Source organism: Stenotrophomonas sp. 05N423, assembly GCF_056397145.1.
This window is the reverse complement of the sequence record NZ_JBFTMV010000001.1, coordinates 165,339-180,796: the sequence shown is the minus strand read 5'-3', so window position 1 is coordinate 180,796 and position 15,458 is coordinate 165,339. Positions and strand designations below refer to the sequence as shown.

The following is a 15,458-nucleotide window of genomic DNA, read 5'->3' as shown; positions in this document are numbered from 1 at the left end:
CGAGCGGGTCAGCCGCGCAGGGCGGCGACCCGCTGCGCCAGCTTCTTCGGCGAGATGCCGGAGCGGAAACCCAGTTCCTGCGCGAACAGCGACACGCGCAGTTCCTCGATGTCCCAGCGCAGCGCCGACCATTCCGGCTGCGCCGCGCGGCCCTGCAGCCGCGCTTCCTCAAGCGCGTCGACGAAGGGCTTGAGCTCGAGCATGCGCGCCTGGTCGCGCGGCGGATCGCGCTTGGCGCGCTCGGTGCGCAGGATCATCGCCTTGAGATAGCGCGGGAACTGCGCCAGCGTGTCGGCTGGCGTTTCGCGCAGGAAGCCGGCGTGGATCAGCGAGGCCAGCTGCCGCTCCATGTCGTCGAGGTTGCCACGCGCCCAGCCCATCAACGGCGCTTCCAGCAGCGGCTTGAGCTCGCCGGCCAGGCCGAGGATGGTCTCGGCCAGCCGCAGCCGCTCCATCGCCTCGCCGAACAGGCGCTTGCCGGCATCGGCGCGGCGCAGCTCGAACGCGTCGGGCGAGCGGATATCGCCCAGCCCATCGGCCAATACCGCGTTCATGGCGGCGTCGACAAGATCGCCACGCAATCGTTCCTGCGACTCTATTGCCGCATACAGCAACCCGGTCTTGGGCGATACCGGCAACTGCTTGCGGGCCTGCTTGACCTTGTCGGTCAGGGCGATTTCCAGCAGGCGCCGCACGCCGCGCGGATGCGCCAGCCGTGCTTCGTTGCGGTCGGCGAAGATGCGCAGCGCCGTCGCCTCGCCGGTATCGACCAGCGCCGGGTACGCTGGCACGCCGGCTTCGCCCGGCACCTGCTCGGGGATGGCGGTGGCCGGGAACTCGCGCAGGTCCTCGGCCGCCAAGGCCTTGCCGGCACGCGCCGCGAACGCCTGCCCGGCGCGCTCGCCGAAGCGCGCGCGCAGCACGTCCAGATCGCGCGACATCGCCAGCAGCCTGCCGTCGCCGTCGGCCACGCGCAGGTTCATGCGCAGATGCGGTTCCAGCGCCGTCTCGTCGAAATCGGTGGCCGCCACCACCACGCCCGTCGCCTTGGACAGGAACCGCGCCAGCTCGCCGCGGATGTCGTCGGCCGACGGCTGCGGCCAGGCCTCGGCGAAGGCGCGGCCGAAGTCCGGCGCGGGCACGTAGTTGCGGCGCATCGCCTTGGGCAGGCTGCGGATCAGCGCCGCCGCCTTGTCGGCGACGAAGCCCGGCGCCAGCCACGACAGCCGCGCCGGGTCCAGCGCGTTGAGCAGGTGCAGCGGCACGTCGAGGGTGACGCCATCGTCCTGCGCGCCGGGTTCGAAGCGGTAGTGCATCGCCAGCCGCGCGTCGCCCAGCGCGAAGTACTTCGGATAGCGCTCCTGCTCGCTGCCCTCGCCCGGCAGCAGGTCGGCCAGCGACCAGCACAGCGTGCGGTGCTGCCCCGCCGGCAGCGCCTTCCACCACGCATCCAGCCCACTGGCCGAATGGATCTCCGCCGGCACGCGGTCCAGGTACCAGCGCGCCTGCCAGTCCTCGTCGGCGACGATGCCGGCGCGGCGCAGCTTGGCCTCTTCCTCGCGCGCCTGCTCCAGCACCTTGAGATTGTCGGCGACGAAGCCGGCGCGGGTGTTGATCTCGCCAGTGACCAAGGCCTGCCGCACGAAGATGTCGTGCGCTTCGCCCGGCGCGATGCGCCCGTAATGCACCGGCTTGCGCGGCGCCAGCACCAGCCCGAACAGGCTGATCTGTTCGGCCGCCAGCACCTGCCCCTGGGCGCGCGACCAATGCGGATCGAAATGTTTGCGGGCAAGCAGGTGCGGCAGTTCGGCGATCGCCCAGTCCGGCTCGATGGCGGCGTTGGTCAGGCCCCACACCCGCTGGGTATCGAGAAGGGTCGCGCTGAGCACCCACGGCGGCGGTTTTTTCGACAGCGCCGAACCCGGGAACAGATGGAAACGGCGTTGGCGCGGCGCCTGGAAATCGCCCTTCTCGGTGCGGTGGCCTATCTGCGTCGGCAGGCCAGCGAGGATCGCGCGGTGCAGCGCCTGGTAGGCAGCGACGCGGGCCTTCTCGGGAATGGAGGCTGACTCTGCGCCTGAGTCGGGTTTTCCCCGGCCCTGCTGGACTGCTGCGTTTTTGCTGGAGGAAGCCGACGCCGCCTCCGGCTTCGCACCTTCGCGCGCCAGCCGCGCCGCCTTGTGCAGTTCGCCGCGCGTGGCCTTGCGTCTGGCTTCGCCATCGCCACCGGCCGGCATTGCCGCCGGCGCGGCCAGCAGCGCCTTGCCGAAGACGCCGTCGCTGCCGCTTTCCCAACCGAGTTCTTCGCACAGCAGGCGCAGCTGCCGGTGCAGCTCGCGCCACTCGCGCATGCGCAGGAAGCCGAGGAAATGGCGGCCGCACCAGTCGCGCAGCTTCGACTGCGTCAGGTCTTCGTGCGCGACCCGGTAGCCCTCCCACAGGCGCAGGATGCCGAGGAATTCCGAGCGCGGATCGGCGAAGGTGGCATGCGCGTTGTCCGCCGCCTCGCGCGCCTCAGGCGGCCGCTCGCGCGGGTCCTGGATGCCGAGGAAGGAGGCGATCACCAGCATCTCGTGCAGGCAGCCGCCCTTCTGCGCGGCCACCAGCATGCGCGCCAGTTTCACGTCCACCGGCAGCCGTGCCATCTGCCGGCCAATGGCGGTGAGCTTGCGCTCATCGTCGATCGCGCCCAGCTCGGCCAGCTGCTGCCAGCCATCGGCCACCGCGCGCTCGTCCGGCGGCTCCAGGAACGGGAAGTCCTCGATCCTGCCCAGCCCGAGCTGCAGCATGCGCAGGATCACCCCGGCCAGCGAGGAACGGCGGATCTCCGGATCGGTGAATTCCGGGCGCGACTGGAAATCGGGCTCGGCGTACAGGCGATAGCACACGCCTTCGGCGATGCGCCCGCAACGGCCCTTGCGCTGGTTGGCACTGGCCTGCGATACCGGCTCGATATGCAGCCGATCAAGTTTTTGCCGCGGGCTGTAGCGCTTCACGCGCGCAAGACCGGGATCGACCACGTAGCGGATGCGCGGCACCGTCAGCGAGGTCTCGGCGACGTTGGTGGTCAGCACGATGCGCCGCTTCGGGCCGGGGTTGAACACCCGGTCCTGGTCCTTCGCCGACAGGCGCGCATACAGCGGCAGCACCTCGGTTTCGCGGTACTTGCGCCGCTCCAGCGATTGATGCGCATCGCGGATTTCGCGCTCGCCGGGCAGGAACACCAGCACGTCGCCGCGCGGATCGGCACGGGTGATCTCGTCGACCGCGGCGACGATGGCGTCGTTGACCGACATCGGGTCCGACCCGGTGTCGTCGCCACGGCCGCGGCCCTTCGCTTCTGTTGCCGGTGCCGGCCGCAGGTCGTCGAGCGGCCGGTAGCGCACTTCCACCGGATAAGTGCGGCCTTCGACGCTGACCACCGGCGCATCGTCGAAATGGCGCGAGAAACGTTCGGTGTCGATGGTGGCCGAGGTCACCACCAGTTTCAGGTCCGGGCGCTTGCGCAGCAGCTGCTTGAGATAGCCGAGCAGGAAATCGATGTTGAGGCTGCGTTCGTGCGCCTCGTCGATGATCAGCGTGTCGTAGCGCGACAGCCAGCGGTCCGAGGCGATCTCGGCCAGCAGGATGCCGTCGGTCATGAACTTGATGCGGCTGTCCTCGCCCACCTTGTCGGTGAAGCGCACCTGGTAGCCGACCACCGAACCCAGTTCGGTCCCCAGCTCCTCGGCCACGCGCGTGGCCACCGCGCGCGCGGCGATGCGCCGCGGCTGGGTGCAGCCGATCATGCCGGCCTCGCCGCGCCCGGCGGCCAGGCACAGCTTGGGCAGCTGCGTGGTCTTGCCCGAACCGGTCTCGCCGGCAATCACCACCACCTGGTGGTCGCGGATCAGCGCGGTGATGCGCTCGGCTTCACGCGCGATCGGCAGCGCCTCGTCCATGCTGATGGCGACCGGCTGCGCCGCGCGTTGCCGGCGACGGTCGCATGACGGTTCCAGCAGTTGCCGGAACGCCGCCTCGGCGGCGGCATCGGCCGGCCTGCCCTGCCAGCGCGACCACAGCCCGAGCAACCGCCCGCGGTCGCGGCTCATCGCCCCGTCGATGGTTTTGCGGGCTTCGCGCAGGCGCGCGGCAGTGTCCTTTTCGATAGCGCTCATCAATCGTTCAACGAGAAAACTTGAAATACCGGCAGGGTCCCGATGGGACTATTGTGAAGCCATTCAACCCGCCAAGGAGAACGCGTCATGGCCAAGGCCAAGAACAGCAGCAAACCCGAAGCCGGCAAGAAGAAGCTGGCAGCCTCCGCACCGTCGACGCCGGGCATCGATATCGGGATCAAGGACGCCGATCGCAAGAAGGTCGCCGACGGCCTGTCGCACTTCCTCGCCGATGCCTACACGCTGTACCTGAAGACCCACAACTTCCACTGGAATGTCACCGGGTCGATGTTCAATTCGCTGCACACCATGTTCGAGGCGCAGTACACCGAACAGTGGACGGCGCTGGACGAGATCGCCGAACGCATCCGGGCGCTGGGCTTCAACGCGCCCGGTTCGTACCGCGAGTTCGTGGCGCTGACCTCGATCGCCGAGGAGCCGGGCCTGACCGACAGCGCTGACTGGCGCGAAATGGTGCGCCAGCTGGTGCAGGGCAACGAGGCGGTGTGCCGCACCGCGCGCAGGGTGCTGGAACAGGCCGGAAAGGCCGGCGACGCCCCCAGCGAGGACCTGCTGACCCAGCGCCTGCAGATCCACGAGAAATACGCCTGGATGCTGCGTTCTCTGCTGCAGTAAACCCTTCGGGGCTTTGCCCCTGCGGGTTTTCCACGGTTCCATGAAATGGAACCTTGGACCCTGCTTCATCTGCCGGCCAGATCCCCCCGCCTTCGGCGCGCCCCCTTTACTAAACCTGATTAGCGTCGAATCTCAGCCGGCTCTCGGATCCGTGGTTCGGAGAGCGGCCGGGCGCGGACCAAGGCCTGGGCCAATTGGCCGGTCATGCCAGCCAGGTCAAAACGCCGATTGAAGCGGTACTGGTGGGCACGCAGGTAGCGCAGTGCGTACTTGCCAAACTTCACTGCATGGTGAGTACCGTTCAGGGCCGTCTTGAGATTGCCCAGCACGGTATTGATCCAGAGCAGCCGTGGCTGCTGCACCGATCGCCGCCCGGTCCCCACGACAATGGGCTCATGGCTCATCCCGGCCCATTGCACCGCGGTGAAGGCACTCAACCCATCGCTGACCACATGGGTACCCGGGCACAGCGCCTGCTGCGCCCAGCGATGCACCGCCTGGCGGCAGAAACTGCCGACCAGGTCGAAGCGCACATGCCGGGGGCGACCCTGATGCAGCTCGACCGCGGCGATGAAGGGCACTTTGTTGGTCCATTGCCCGGCACCGTGGCCACGCGGATGCTCCCCGCCCAGATAGGCATCATCGAGTTGGACCAGTTCACGGAGCTGGCGACCGGCTTCGCCCTGGGCCATGGCGGCCATCAGCTTGTGCTTCATCCGCCAGGCGGTGCGATAGCACACGCCCAGACAACGCATCAGCTCCAAGGCTGATATGCCATTTTTAGCTTGGCAAATCAGATAGATAGCCAGCCACCACGTGCGCAGCGGCAGCTTGGTGCCGGCCAGCAACGTACCGGCCGTCAGGCTGGTCTGCGCCCGGCACTTCGGGCACTGCCACAGCCATTGGACGCCGCGCTGGAAGCGGCTGGCTCCAGTGTGCTGGCAACAGGGACAGACAAATCCCTGCGGCCAACGCGCCTGCACCAAGGCCTGGAAACACTGCGCCTCGCTCCCGTAACGCTGCAGGAAGCGGGGCAAGGACAACCCCGACTGGAACTGCACTCGATTCATCGCCATGACACCACCCTCGCTCAGAGGCCTAACGATGTAAGCCCCGGCCAGATCACTGGCTGAGATTCGACGCTAATCAGGTTTACTAAAGGGGGCTTTTCTCCAGATGGTTCGGCACGACATGCGTGCTGGCCCTGTTTGCCCTGCGGTTTTCCAGGGTTCCGCGAAGCAGAACCCTGGACCCTGCTTCATCTGCCTGCCAGGTCCCCCCGCCTTCGGCGCGCCCCCATTACCAAGAGGGCTCTTCTCCAGACGGTTCGGCACGGTATGTGTGCTGGCCCGGTTCGTCCTGCGGTGGGCCTTCGGGCTTCGCCCTCCGGTCTGCCGGGGTTCCGTTGGCTGGAGCCAGGGACTATCTGGCTACCGATCCCCGGCGCCCGCGTGCCCACCTTTAGGCACTGCATGGCGTTGTGCCGGTCGCTGGCGGGATTTCCTGCTTCCGGAATCGGAGATTCCCCCATTCAACTATTTGCCGATTCTGGCCGATACTGCCGGGATGACCCGGCCCTCGTCCGTTCTCCTCCTGGCCGCACTGCTCTGCTCCCCGTCGCTCGCGCACGGGGAACGGCTGGCCACGGTCATCGACAGCCTGCTGGCACGGGGCTACTCCTCGCCGCTGACGGCCGTCACCCGCCTGCAGGCCGTCGAGGACCGGCCTGCCGACGATGCGCCACTGGCGCAGCGCCATACCTACCAGGCCGCCGTCGGCCGCTACGCCGCGCAGGAGCGCCGTCCCGCAATGGCCGCGCTTGCGCAGCAGGCCAGCGCCGCGCTGGAGAAGATGGCCCGCGACGAGCAGTGCCGCGCCTGCGCGGTCGACCAGCACCTGATCCAGGCCCGCTGGGCGCTGACCCAGCGCGATGCCGACCGGGCGCAGGCCATGCTGGACCGCATCGATTCCCGGCGGGAAGAGCTCAGCTCCCTGCAGCGGCAACAGCTGCATTACCTGCGCGCGCGCCAGTACCAGCTGCAGAGCCGGCTGGACATGGGCATCAGGGAAGCACTGCTGGCCGATGAGCTGTCCGGCCGCCACGAAGCCGACCGGCTCATGGCCCAGAACCTGCTGGCGGTGCTCAACGTCTATCTGGGCGACTACCGGCGCACCATCGAGATCAGCAAGACCACCCACGCCCGCGCCGAACAACTGGGCTTCACCCAGGCGGTGGCCGAGGCCAAGCTCAACATGGGTTTCGCCCACCTGCGCAACGGCCGCCGCGATCTCCAGCTGCAGCTGCTCGGCGACGTCCTGGCCCTCACCCGCGGCGACGACGGGTTGGCGATCATCCAGAGCACGGCCGTCTCCAACCTGTCCGACTACTGGCTCAACCAGCACGATTACCACAGGGCGCTGGACTATTCCGAACAGGCCGTGGAACTGGCCGGGCGCATCGACGATCCGCTGACACTGGCCTATGCGCTGGTCAATCGCGGCGCGTCCAAGGCCGGGCTGGGACAGGTCGAGGCGGGCGTCGCCGATGCCACCGAGGCCATCGCCCTGACCGAACGGATCGGCGCCAAGACCGACCATATCGGCATGCTGCAGGAACTGGTCAACATCCACGAGCATGCCGGGGATTACCGGAACGCATTCCTCACCCTGCGCCGCGTCGAGGGCCTGCAGCAGGAAATCACCCAGCAGGCGCGCGAGAAAGCCGTGCTGGACCTGCAGGAGAAATACGCCTCCGAAAGCCGCCAGCGCGAAATCGAACGGCTCGCCGCCGCCAACCGCCTGAAGGAGGCCGAACTGGCCACGCAGGCGCTGCGGCGGCAGCTGTGGGCCGCCTTCTCGCTGGCGCTGGTCCTGCTGGCCGTCGTACTGGTGCAGTGGCTGCGCCGCAGCCGGCGCACCAACCTGCGCCTGTCCCGGGACGTGGCCGACCTGGCCGAACAGTCGATCCACGATCCGCTGACCCGGGTATTCAACCGCCGCCATGGCCACGCCCTGCTGGCCGGATACGGCCGCGCCGTCGAAGCCGCCGCGCCCGGCGCCACGCCGGCGCTGGGCCTGATGCTGCTGGACATCGACTTCTTCAAGCAGGTCAACGACAACCACGGGCATCCGGCCGGCGACAAGGTCCTGGTGGAGGTCGCCCAGCGCCTGCGCGCGCTGCTGCGCGAGCAGGACGCGGTGGTGCGCTGGGGCGGCGAGGAATTCCTGCTCCTGCTGCCTGGCCTCCAGGCCACCGCCCTGCCCGCGCTGGCCGACCGCCTGCTGCGCACCATCGGCGCGCCTGCCATCGCCCTGCCGGACAAGGACATCACCCTGACCGCCTCCGTCGGCGCGATCAGCGCGCCGTTCGCCGGCAGCACCGGCATCGACGCACTGATCCAGCTGGCCGATCTGGCGCTGTACCGGGCCAAGGCATCCGGCCGCAACCGCGCGCTGTGCATCGCCGCACTGCAGGAGAGCCTGGACCCGGTGGCGCTGGCGCGCGACCTGGCCGCCGCGCAGCAGGCCGGGCAGATCGGGATGACCGTGGTTCCCGGCCCCGCCCAGAAAGCCGGGTAAGGCCCATGGCCGCCCTGGTCCATCGGGAAAAGCGGACCCGCCTCCGGCTTTTCCGACCCCTTCGCGGGAAGCAGGCGGACAGCCAGGCTTGACCGGGCAGTTATCCTAGGCGGCATGTCTTCCCCCGCCCATGAACTGTTGAAGCGCGTCTTCGGCCATGACGCCTTCCGCGGCAACCAGCAGGCCATCGTCGAACACGTCACCGCCGGCAACGATGCACTGGTGCTGATGCCTACCGGCGGCGGCAAGTCGCTGTGCTACCAGGTGCCGGCGCTGCTGCGCGAAGGCTGTGGCATTGTGGTTTCGCCCCTGATCGCGCTGATGCAGGACCAGGTGGAGGCCCTGCGCCAGCTCGGCGTGCGCGCCGAATTCCTCAATTCGACGCTGGATGCCGAGACCGCAGGCCGCATCGAGCGCGACCTGCTGGCCGGCGGGCTCGACCTGCTCTACGTCGCGCCCGAGCGGCTGCTGACCGGCCGCTTCCTGTCGCTGCTCGAACGCAGCCATATCGCCCTGTTCGCGATCGACGAGGCGCACTGCGTGTCGCAATGGGGCCACGATTTCCGCCCCGAATACCGGCAGCTGACGGTGCTGCACGAGCGCTGGCCGCAGATCCCGCGCATCGCCCTCACCGCCACCGCCGACCCGCCGACCCAGCGCGAGATCGCCGAGCGCCTGGACCTGGCGCAGGCCGAGCACTTCATCAGCTCCTTCGACCGCCCCAACATCCGCTACACGGTGGTGCAGAAGGACAATGCCAAGCGCCAGCTGCTGGATTTCCTGCGCGGCCATCGCGGGCAGGCCGGCATCGTCTACTGCATGTCGCGGCGCAAGGTCGAGGAAACCGCCGACATGCTGCGCGGCGAAGGCCTGGACGCCCTGCCCTACCACGCCGGCCTGCCCGCCGAGGTGCGCGCGGCCAACCAGCGCCGCTTCCTGCGCGAGGACGGCGTGGTGATGTGCGCCACCATCGCCTTCGGCATGGGCATCGACAAGCCGGACGTGCGCTTCGTCGCGCACACCGACCTGCCCAAGTCGATGGAGGGCTACTACCAGGAAACCGGACGTGCCGGCCGCGACGGCGAACCGGCCGAAGCGTGGCTGTGCTACGGGCTGGGCGACGTGGTGCTGCTCAAGCAGATGATCGAACAGGGCGAGGCCGGCGAGGAACGCAAGCACCTGGAGCGCGCCAAGCTCGACCACCTGCTTGGCTACTGCGAATCGATGCAGTGCCGCCGCCAAGTGCTGCTGGCCGGCTTCGGCGAAACCTACCCACACCCTTGCGGCAACTGCGACAACTGCCTGGTGCCGCCGGCCGCCTGGGATGCGACCGTTCCCGCGCAGAAAGCGCTGAGCTGCGTCTACCGCAGCGGCCAGCGCTTCGGCGTCGGCCACCTGATCGACATCCTGCGCGGCAGCGATGGCGAGCGCGTGCGCCAGCTGGGCCACGACAGGCTCAGCACCTTCGGCATCGGCAAGGACCTGGATTCACGCAACTGGCGCGGCGTGTTCCGGCAACTGGTCGCCGCAAGCCTGCTGGAAGTGGATCCGGAAGCGCATGGCGGCCTGCGCCTGACCGATGCCAGCCGCGACGTGCTCAAGGGCCGTCGCCAGGTGATGATGCGCCGCGAACCGGCCGCCACGCGCGGCGAGCGCGACCGCAGCAGCACGCCGCGTACCGGCGTGGCGGTGCAGCCGGAGGACCTGGCGCTGTTCAACGCGCTGCGCGGCCTGCGCGCCGAACTGGCCCGCGAACAGAACGTGCCCGCCTTCGTCATCTTCCACGACAGCACCCTGCGAAACATCGCCGAACAGCGCCCGACCAGCCTCGACGCGCTCGGACGGGTCGGCGGCATCGGCGGCAGCAAGCTGGGCCGCTACGGGCAGCGGCTGGTCGAAATCGTGCGCGAGCAGGGCTAGGCCGCGCTCAGCCCTGCCCGCCGCGGGCCAGCAGCAGCAGGCCATCGAGCCTGCGCCGCAATGGCGCGCCTTCGACCTGCAGCCGCTCGATCGTCGGCAACGCCTGCCGCAACGCTTCCAGCGCCGGTTGCCGGTGGCCCAGGCGGAGCATTGTTTCGGCCAGATCGATGCGGCAGGTCGCCGTTTCGAGCTTGCCGTCGCCATGCAGCGAGCGCGCGTACTCCAGTGCGGTGCGACGCAATGCCAGCGCCGCCGCACCTTCGCCACGTCGTTCGGCCAGGTCCGCCCGCGTGCGCAGCAGGCGCAGCTGCAAGGTCGTCGGAATCCGTGCGCCGAGCCGCTCCAGCAAGGCCTGCGCCTGCGCGGTGTCGCCCTGCAGGATGTGCCAGTCGATGCGGTTGAGCCGCGCCTCGATGCGCCCCGGCGCGTCCGGCGGCAGCGCCGCGTCCAGGCCTTCGTCGGCATGCAGCAGCAGCCAACCCGCTTCGTCCATGTGTCCCTGGTGCATCAGCAGCGCACCCAGCCCGGCCTCGGCGCGCAGGCTGGTGGGCGACTGTCCGCCCAGCCGCTCGCGGCGGATCGTCCAGGCCTGCCGGTAGAGCTGTTCGGCCTGGGCGACGTCGCCGCGCAGTTCCTGCAGGTCGCCGTAGTTGAACAATCCCATCGAGTACTCCACCGACCCGGTGCCGTCGATGATCGCGCTCAGGCGTTGGCGCTGCTGGTACTGGCGTTCGGCGGCGGCATAATCGCCCGAATCGCGGTACAGGTCGGCGAGCCCGTCGTGCTGCATCAGCACGAAGCTGCTCTCCGGCCCGTACAGTTCCTCGGCGTGGCGCAGGCCAGCCTGCAGCAGCGGCAACGCCTGCGCGAACCGTCCCTGCTCGCGCAGGATCTGCGCCAGGCGCATTTCCGCGGCCAGCGCCATGCTGCTGCCGCGCCCCTGCACGCTGGCAAGCACATGGCGGAATTCGCGCTCGGCCGACGCCAGCCGCCCCCAGCGCAGGTACATCAGGCCCTTGTTGTAGGACAGCGCCAGTTTCTCGGTGGCGACGCTGCTGCCCGGCAGTTTCCCGTACAGGTCCATCGCGGTATCGAAGGCGGCTTCGCTGCGGTCGAAGTGCTGCTGGTTCACCAGCGCCAGCCCGCGCGCGCCGTGCAGCCTGGCCCGGGTTGCCGTGGCTCCGGTCGACGGCAGCAGTGCCAAGCCGCGTTCGGCCAGCGTCTGGCCCAGTACGCCGTTGCCGCCCTGCGTCTTCTGCACCGACAGTTCGGCCAGCACAGCCGCCGCGTCCGCCGGACGGTTCACCCGCGCGTCCATGAAACCGTCATAGGCCTGCTGCAACAGTACTTCGGCCTGCCGCGATACACCCGAGTTGCGGTAAGCGGTTCCCAGCACCGCGCGCATCCTGGCCAGCTGCGCCGGCGCGTCGGCCAGGTCCTGGGAAACGCGCAGCGCCGCCTTGTCCAGCAGTTGTCGCGAGGAAAGCTCCTCCTGTCCCCGCTCGGTGCGCAGGAACGGATCGGCGGTCTCGAACACGCCCACCATGAAATCGCCGACCTGGTGGGCGATGGCGGCCTCTTCCTCGGCCTGGCGCCGCGCCTGCATCAACCCGGTCACGAACAGCACCACCAACGAGAACGCAGCCGCACCGGCCACCCATCCGCGCCAGTTGCGCTGCATGCCGCGCGCCAATCGGTACAGGCGGCCCCCTTGGCGCGCCGCCACCGGCTGGCGCTCCAGATAGCGCGTCACGTCGGCCATCAGCGTCTCCACCGACCGGTAGCGGTCGGCGACGTCGTGGGCACAGGCCCTGGCGGCGATGGCGTCGAGATCGCCGCGCAGCGCCTTGCGCCAGCGCAGCCCCTCAGGCGCGTTGGCCGAAGGCAGGATCACCGGCGCATCGCTGTCCTGCAGCGTGCGCGCGCAGGCGCTCGCGGACAGCAGCTCGACCAGCAGTACGCCCAGGCTGTAGACATCGCCGGCCACGCCCACCGGCTCGCCGCTCACCAGTTCCGGGCTGGCATAGGCCGGCGTGCAGTACCCCGCTTCCTCGCGGTCGCGTGCGTCGTTGAGCAGGCGCGCCAGGCCAAAGTCCAGCAGCACCGGCCTGCCATCGGGCCGGACCAGCACGTTGCCCGGCTTGAGATCGCAGTGCAGCACCAGGCGCTCGTGCGCCGAACGCACGATCGCGCAGATATCCAGGAACAGCCGCAACCGCTGCACCAACCCCGGCGCATGGCTAGCGCAATGACGGTCCAGCGGCAGACCCTCGACGTATTCCATCACCAGGTACGGATAGCCCTCCGGCGTCGTGCCGCCATCGTAGAGCTGGGCGACGTCGGGCAGGTTCAACCCGGCCAGTACCTGCCGTTCGGCCTGCAGCCGTTCCACTTCGCCCGCGCCCGGCAGGCCATGCAGCAGCTTGATCGCCACCGTGCGCCGGTAGACGCCGTCGTCGCGTTCGGCCTTGAACACGGTGCCCATGCCACCGTGGGCAATGCGCGCGGTCAGGCGCCACGGCCCCAGCCGCTGGCCCACCGACAATTCCGGCGTGAGCGCGCGCGCGAGCGCCGTATCCAGCCGGCTGCTGACCCGGCTCAGGCCCTGGGTCTGCGCATGCAGCAGCTGCAGCACTTCCCCGGCCAGAGCCGAATCGCCGCAACGCTCCTGCACCTCCCGCCGCCACTGCGCGCGCGGCAGGTCGCAGACAGCATCGAACAGATCACGCACCTGGCGCCAACGCGCCGCGTCGCCTTCGTCTTCCGCGTTCGCCATCAGGCCAGCTGTCGATTGAGCCAGGCCCTGGCGAAACGCAGGTCGCGGTCCACGGTGGGCGCCGACACACCCATCACCATGGCGATCTCATCGCGGCTCATGCCACCGAAATAGGTCAGCTCGACCATGCTCGCCGCCCGCGGCTCCAGTTCGGCCAACTGGCTCAAAGCCTGGTGCAGCGCCATCACGTCATAGGCGCTGCCATCGTCGTCGGGGACATCGCTGGCGTGGGACAGGGTCAACTGCACCAGGTTTCCGCCGCGCTTGTCCGCGGCCCGGGCGCGCAGGTGGTCGACCAGCACCGAACGCATCTTCAGCGCCGCCACCGCGATGAAATGGGCGCGATCCTTGTAATCCACGTCCGAGCCCAGCAGGCGCAGCAGCGATTCGTTGACCAGCGCCGCCGGTTGCAGGGTGCCGCCGGTATCGTTGAACAGCCGGTTGCGGGCGACCAGCATCAGGTCCGAATACAAGGCTTCGAACAACTGCTCCCGCGCCTGCGCGTCGCCTCCCTGCCAGCGATGCAGGAGTTGCGTGATCTGGGTACCCAAGCGTCCCCCATGCTGCCGGAAACCGAACCGTCCCCATGGTAGGACTGGCCCTGCCGGCTGCCAACCTGCAACAGTTCACAGAAACCGCGTGCAGTACCCGAAAAAAGAAAGGCCCCGGACATGCGGGACCTCGATCATGGTGGGCCGTGAAGGATTCGAACCTTCGACCAAAAGATTAAAAGTCTTCTGCTCTACCGACTGAGCTAACGGCCCAAACAAAGACCCGGCATGGCGCCGGGGTGCGCATTCTAGCGCAAGATGCCTGAAACCGGAATTCGGTACCGATCCGCGGCACGGCCCGGGACCAAGACCGAACCGCGGGCGCGCCAGCGGCAAAGAGCGGCGCATCCCATGGCGCCGCTGGGGCCGCTCACGCGTAGCGGGTCGGATCGGGCAGACCGGCCGCGGCGAAACCGTCCGCGCGCAGGCGGCAGGCATCGCAATGGCCGCAGGCGCGCCCCTGTTCGTCGGCGCGGTAGCAGGACACGGTCAACGCGAAATCCACGCCCAGCCGCGCCCCTTCGCTGGCGATCTGCGCCTTGCTCAGGTACTGCAGCGGTGCATGGACGCGGATGCCCGCGCCTTCCACGCCGGCCTTGGTCGCCAGGTTGGCCAGCGCCTCGAAGGCGGCGACGAACTCGGGGCGGCAATCCGGATAGCCGGAATAATCGACTGCGTTGACGCCGCAGAAGATGTCGTTGGCGCCCAGCACCTCGGCCCAGCCCAGCGCAAGCGAGAGCATGATGGTGTTGCGCGCCGGCACGTAGGTGACCGGGATGCCTTCGCCGCCGGCGTCGGGCACGTCGATGTCGTCGGTCAGCGCCGAGCCGCCGATGCTGCGCAGGTCCACGCCCACGACCTTGTGCGCCGCCACGCCCAGCGCCTGCGCCACGCGCGCGGCCGCATCGAGTTCGGAGGTATGGCGCTGGCCGTAGCGCACGCTCAGCGCGTGCACGGTGAAGCCCTGCTCCTGGGCCATGGCGATGACGGCGGCCGAATCCATGCCGCCGGAAAGAAGCACGACTGCCTTCTTCATGGAGTGATATTCCGGTTGGGGAGGGAACGCCAGCACGCTGTCCCGCGCCGGTACAAAGTCGAAACGACGGCCCGGCTATCTGCCCGGCTCGTCGTTCCAGAGGATCTTGTGCAATTGCATCTGGAAGCGCACCGGCAGGCGGTCGGCGACGATCCAGTCGGCCAGTTCGCGTGCATCCAGCCGGTCCTTGCACGGCGAGAACAGCACCATGCAGCGCTCATGCAGGCGCTGCGCGGCAACCATTTCCTTCACCCAGTCATAATCGTCACGGTCGCAGAGCACGAACTTGACCTGGTCGCGCGCGGTCAGCAGCGGCAGGTTTTCCAGCCGGTTGCGCGCCGCCTCGCCCGAGCCCGGCGTCTTCAGGTCGACCACGCGCGACACGCGCGGATCGACGCCGCCGATGTCCAGGGCGCCGGAGGTCTCCAGCGAGACGTCCAGCCCCGCATCGCACAGGGCACGCAGCAGCACCAGGCAGCGCTTCTGCGCCAGCGGCTCGCCGCCGGTCACGCAGACGTGGCGCACGCCATGGCCAAGCACCTCGGCGACGATGTCGTCGATATCGCGCCACTGCCCGCCATGGAAGGCGTATTCGGTGTCGCAGTAACCGCAGCGCAGCGGGCAGCCGGTCAGGCGCACGAACACCGTCGGCCAGCCGGCGGCGTCCGCCTCGCCCTGCAGGGAAAGGAAGATCTCGGTGATCTTCAGCCGCGGCAACGGCGACTGCACGATCTCGCTGGGCGTGGCGGCGGCGTTGGAAAGGGGAACGACGGCAGTCATGTCGGGCACTTCTGGATGGAACG

9 protein-coding genes and 1 tRNA gene are annotated in these 15,458 nt (G+C 68.9%); 3 read left to right on the top strand and 7 right to left on the bottom strand.

Translation table 11 applies throughout. The features are described from left to right. Window positions 1–8 precede the first annotated feature (8 nt). The gene (gene hrpA / locus AC1DGW_RS00840) at window positions 9–4,157 is read right to left on the bottom strand and encodes an ATP-dependent RNA helicase HrpA (RefSeq protein ID WP_478018758.1); all 4,149 of its coding nucleotides are present in this window, start codon (window positions 4,155–4,157) and stop codon (window positions 9–11) included. 87 nt (window positions 4,158–4,244) lie between these two features. Between hrpA and AC1DGW_RS00835 the strand changes: the two genes are divergently transcribed. Continuing rightward, window positions 4,245–4,793 (top strand): Dps family protein, encoded by a 549-nt coding sequence (locus AC1DGW_RS00835; protein WP_478018757.1) that lies wholly within the window; start codon window positions 4,245–4,247, stop codon window positions 4,791–4,793. Between the two features lie 119 nt (window positions 4,794–4,912). Here the strand turns inward: AC1DGW_RS00835 and AC1DGW_RS00830 are convergent, their stop codons facing one another. Next, window positions 4,913–5,869 (bottom strand): IS1595 family transposase, encoded by a 957-nt coding sequence (locus AC1DGW_RS00830; protein ID WP_478018755.1) that lies wholly within the window; start codon window positions 5,867–5,869, stop codon window positions 4,913–4,915. Window positions 5,870–6,359: 490 nt separating this feature from the next. Here AC1DGW_RS00830 and AC1DGW_RS00825 point away from each other — a divergent pair, with 490 nt between their 5' ends. Both AC1DGW_RS00825 and recQ read left to right on the top strand, forming a co-directional pair. After that, a complete protein-coding gene (locus AC1DGW_RS00825) occupies window positions 6,360–8,372 on the top strand; it encodes a GGDEF domain-containing protein (protein ID WP_478018754.1) in 2,013 nt (670 codons plus the stop codon). A gap of 114 nt (window positions 8,373–8,486) precedes the next feature. Further along, on the top strand, window positions 8,487–10,292 hold the full coding sequence (gene recQ, locus AC1DGW_RS00820) for a DNA helicase RecQ (RefSeq protein WP_478018753.1): 1,806 nt from the start codon (window positions 8,487–8,489) through the stop codon (window positions 10,290–10,292). A gap of 7 nt (window positions 10,293–10,299) precedes the next feature. Here recQ and AC1DGW_RS00815 read toward each other — a convergent pair whose 3' ends face one another. The 5 genes from AC1DGW_RS00815 to queE all read right to left on the bottom strand — a co-directional run bounded on the left by AC1DGW_RS00815 (window position 10,300) and on the right by queE (window position 15,435). Beyond that, a complete protein-coding gene (locus tag AC1DGW_RS00815) occupies window positions 10,300–13,068 on the bottom strand; it encodes a tetratricopeptide repeat protein (RefSeq protein ID WP_478018752.1) in 2,769 nt (922 codons plus the stop codon). Beyond that, window positions 13,068–13,619, bottom strand: a complete 552-nt coding sequence (locus AC1DGW_RS00810) for an ECF-type sigma factor (RefSeq protein ID WP_478018751.1) — start codon at window positions 13,617–13,619, stop codon at window positions 13,068–13,070. Before AC1DGW_RS00810 ends, AC1DGW_RS00815 begins: the two co-directional genes overlap by 1 nt. A 137-nt stretch (window positions 13,620–13,756) precedes the next feature. Beyond that, window positions 13,757–13,832, bottom strand: a tRNA-Lys gene (locus AC1DGW_RS00805). A gap of 157 nt (window positions 13,833–13,989) precedes the next feature. After that, a complete protein-coding gene (queC, locus tag AC1DGW_RS00800; RefSeq protein WP_478018750.1) occupies window positions 13,990–14,655 on the bottom strand; it encodes a 7-cyano-7-deazaguanine synthase QueC in 666 nt (221 codons plus the stop codon). Between the two features lie 75 nt (window positions 14,656–14,730). Next, the gene (gene queE, locus AC1DGW_RS00795; RefSeq protein ID WP_478018749.1) at window positions 14,731–15,435 is read right to left on the bottom strand and encodes a 7-carboxy-7-deazaguanine synthase QueE; all 705 of its coding nucleotides are present in this window, start codon (window positions 15,433–15,435) and stop codon (window positions 14,731–14,733) included. Window positions 15,436–15,458: the final 23 nt, after the last annotated feature.

Coding starts and splice junctions, on each gene's coding strand:
- queC (WP_478018750.1), bottom strand. CDS start 14,655: ATGAAGAAGGCAGTCGTGCTTCTTTCCGGCGGCATGGATTCGGCCGCC.
- queE (WP_478018749.1), bottom strand. CDS start 15,435: ATGACTGCCGTCGTTCCCCTTTCCAACGCCGCCGCCACGCCCAGCGAG.
- AC1DGW_RS00825 (WP_478018754.1), top strand. CDS start 6,360: ATGACCCGGCCCTCGTCCGTTCTCCTCCTGGCCGCACTGCTCTGCTCC.
- hrpA (WP_478018758.1), bottom strand. CDS start 4,157: ATGAGCGCTATCGAAAAGGACACTGCCGCGCGCCTGCGCGAAGCCCGC.
- AC1DGW_RS00835 (WP_478018757.1), top strand. CDS start 4,245: ATGGCCAAGGCCAAGAACAGCAGCAAACCCGAAGCCGGCAAGAAGAAG.
- recQ (WP_478018753.1), top strand. CDS start 8,487: ATGTCTTCCCCCGCCCATGAACTGTTGAAGCGCGTCTTCGGCCATGAC.
- AC1DGW_RS00815 (WP_478018752.1), bottom strand. CDS start 13,068: ATGGCGAACGCGGAAGACGAAGGCGACGCGGCGCGTTGGCGCCAGGTG.
- AC1DGW_RS00830 (WP_478018755.1), bottom strand. CDS start 5,869: ATGGCGATGAATCGAGTGCAGTTCCAGTCGGGGTTGTCCTTGCCCCGC.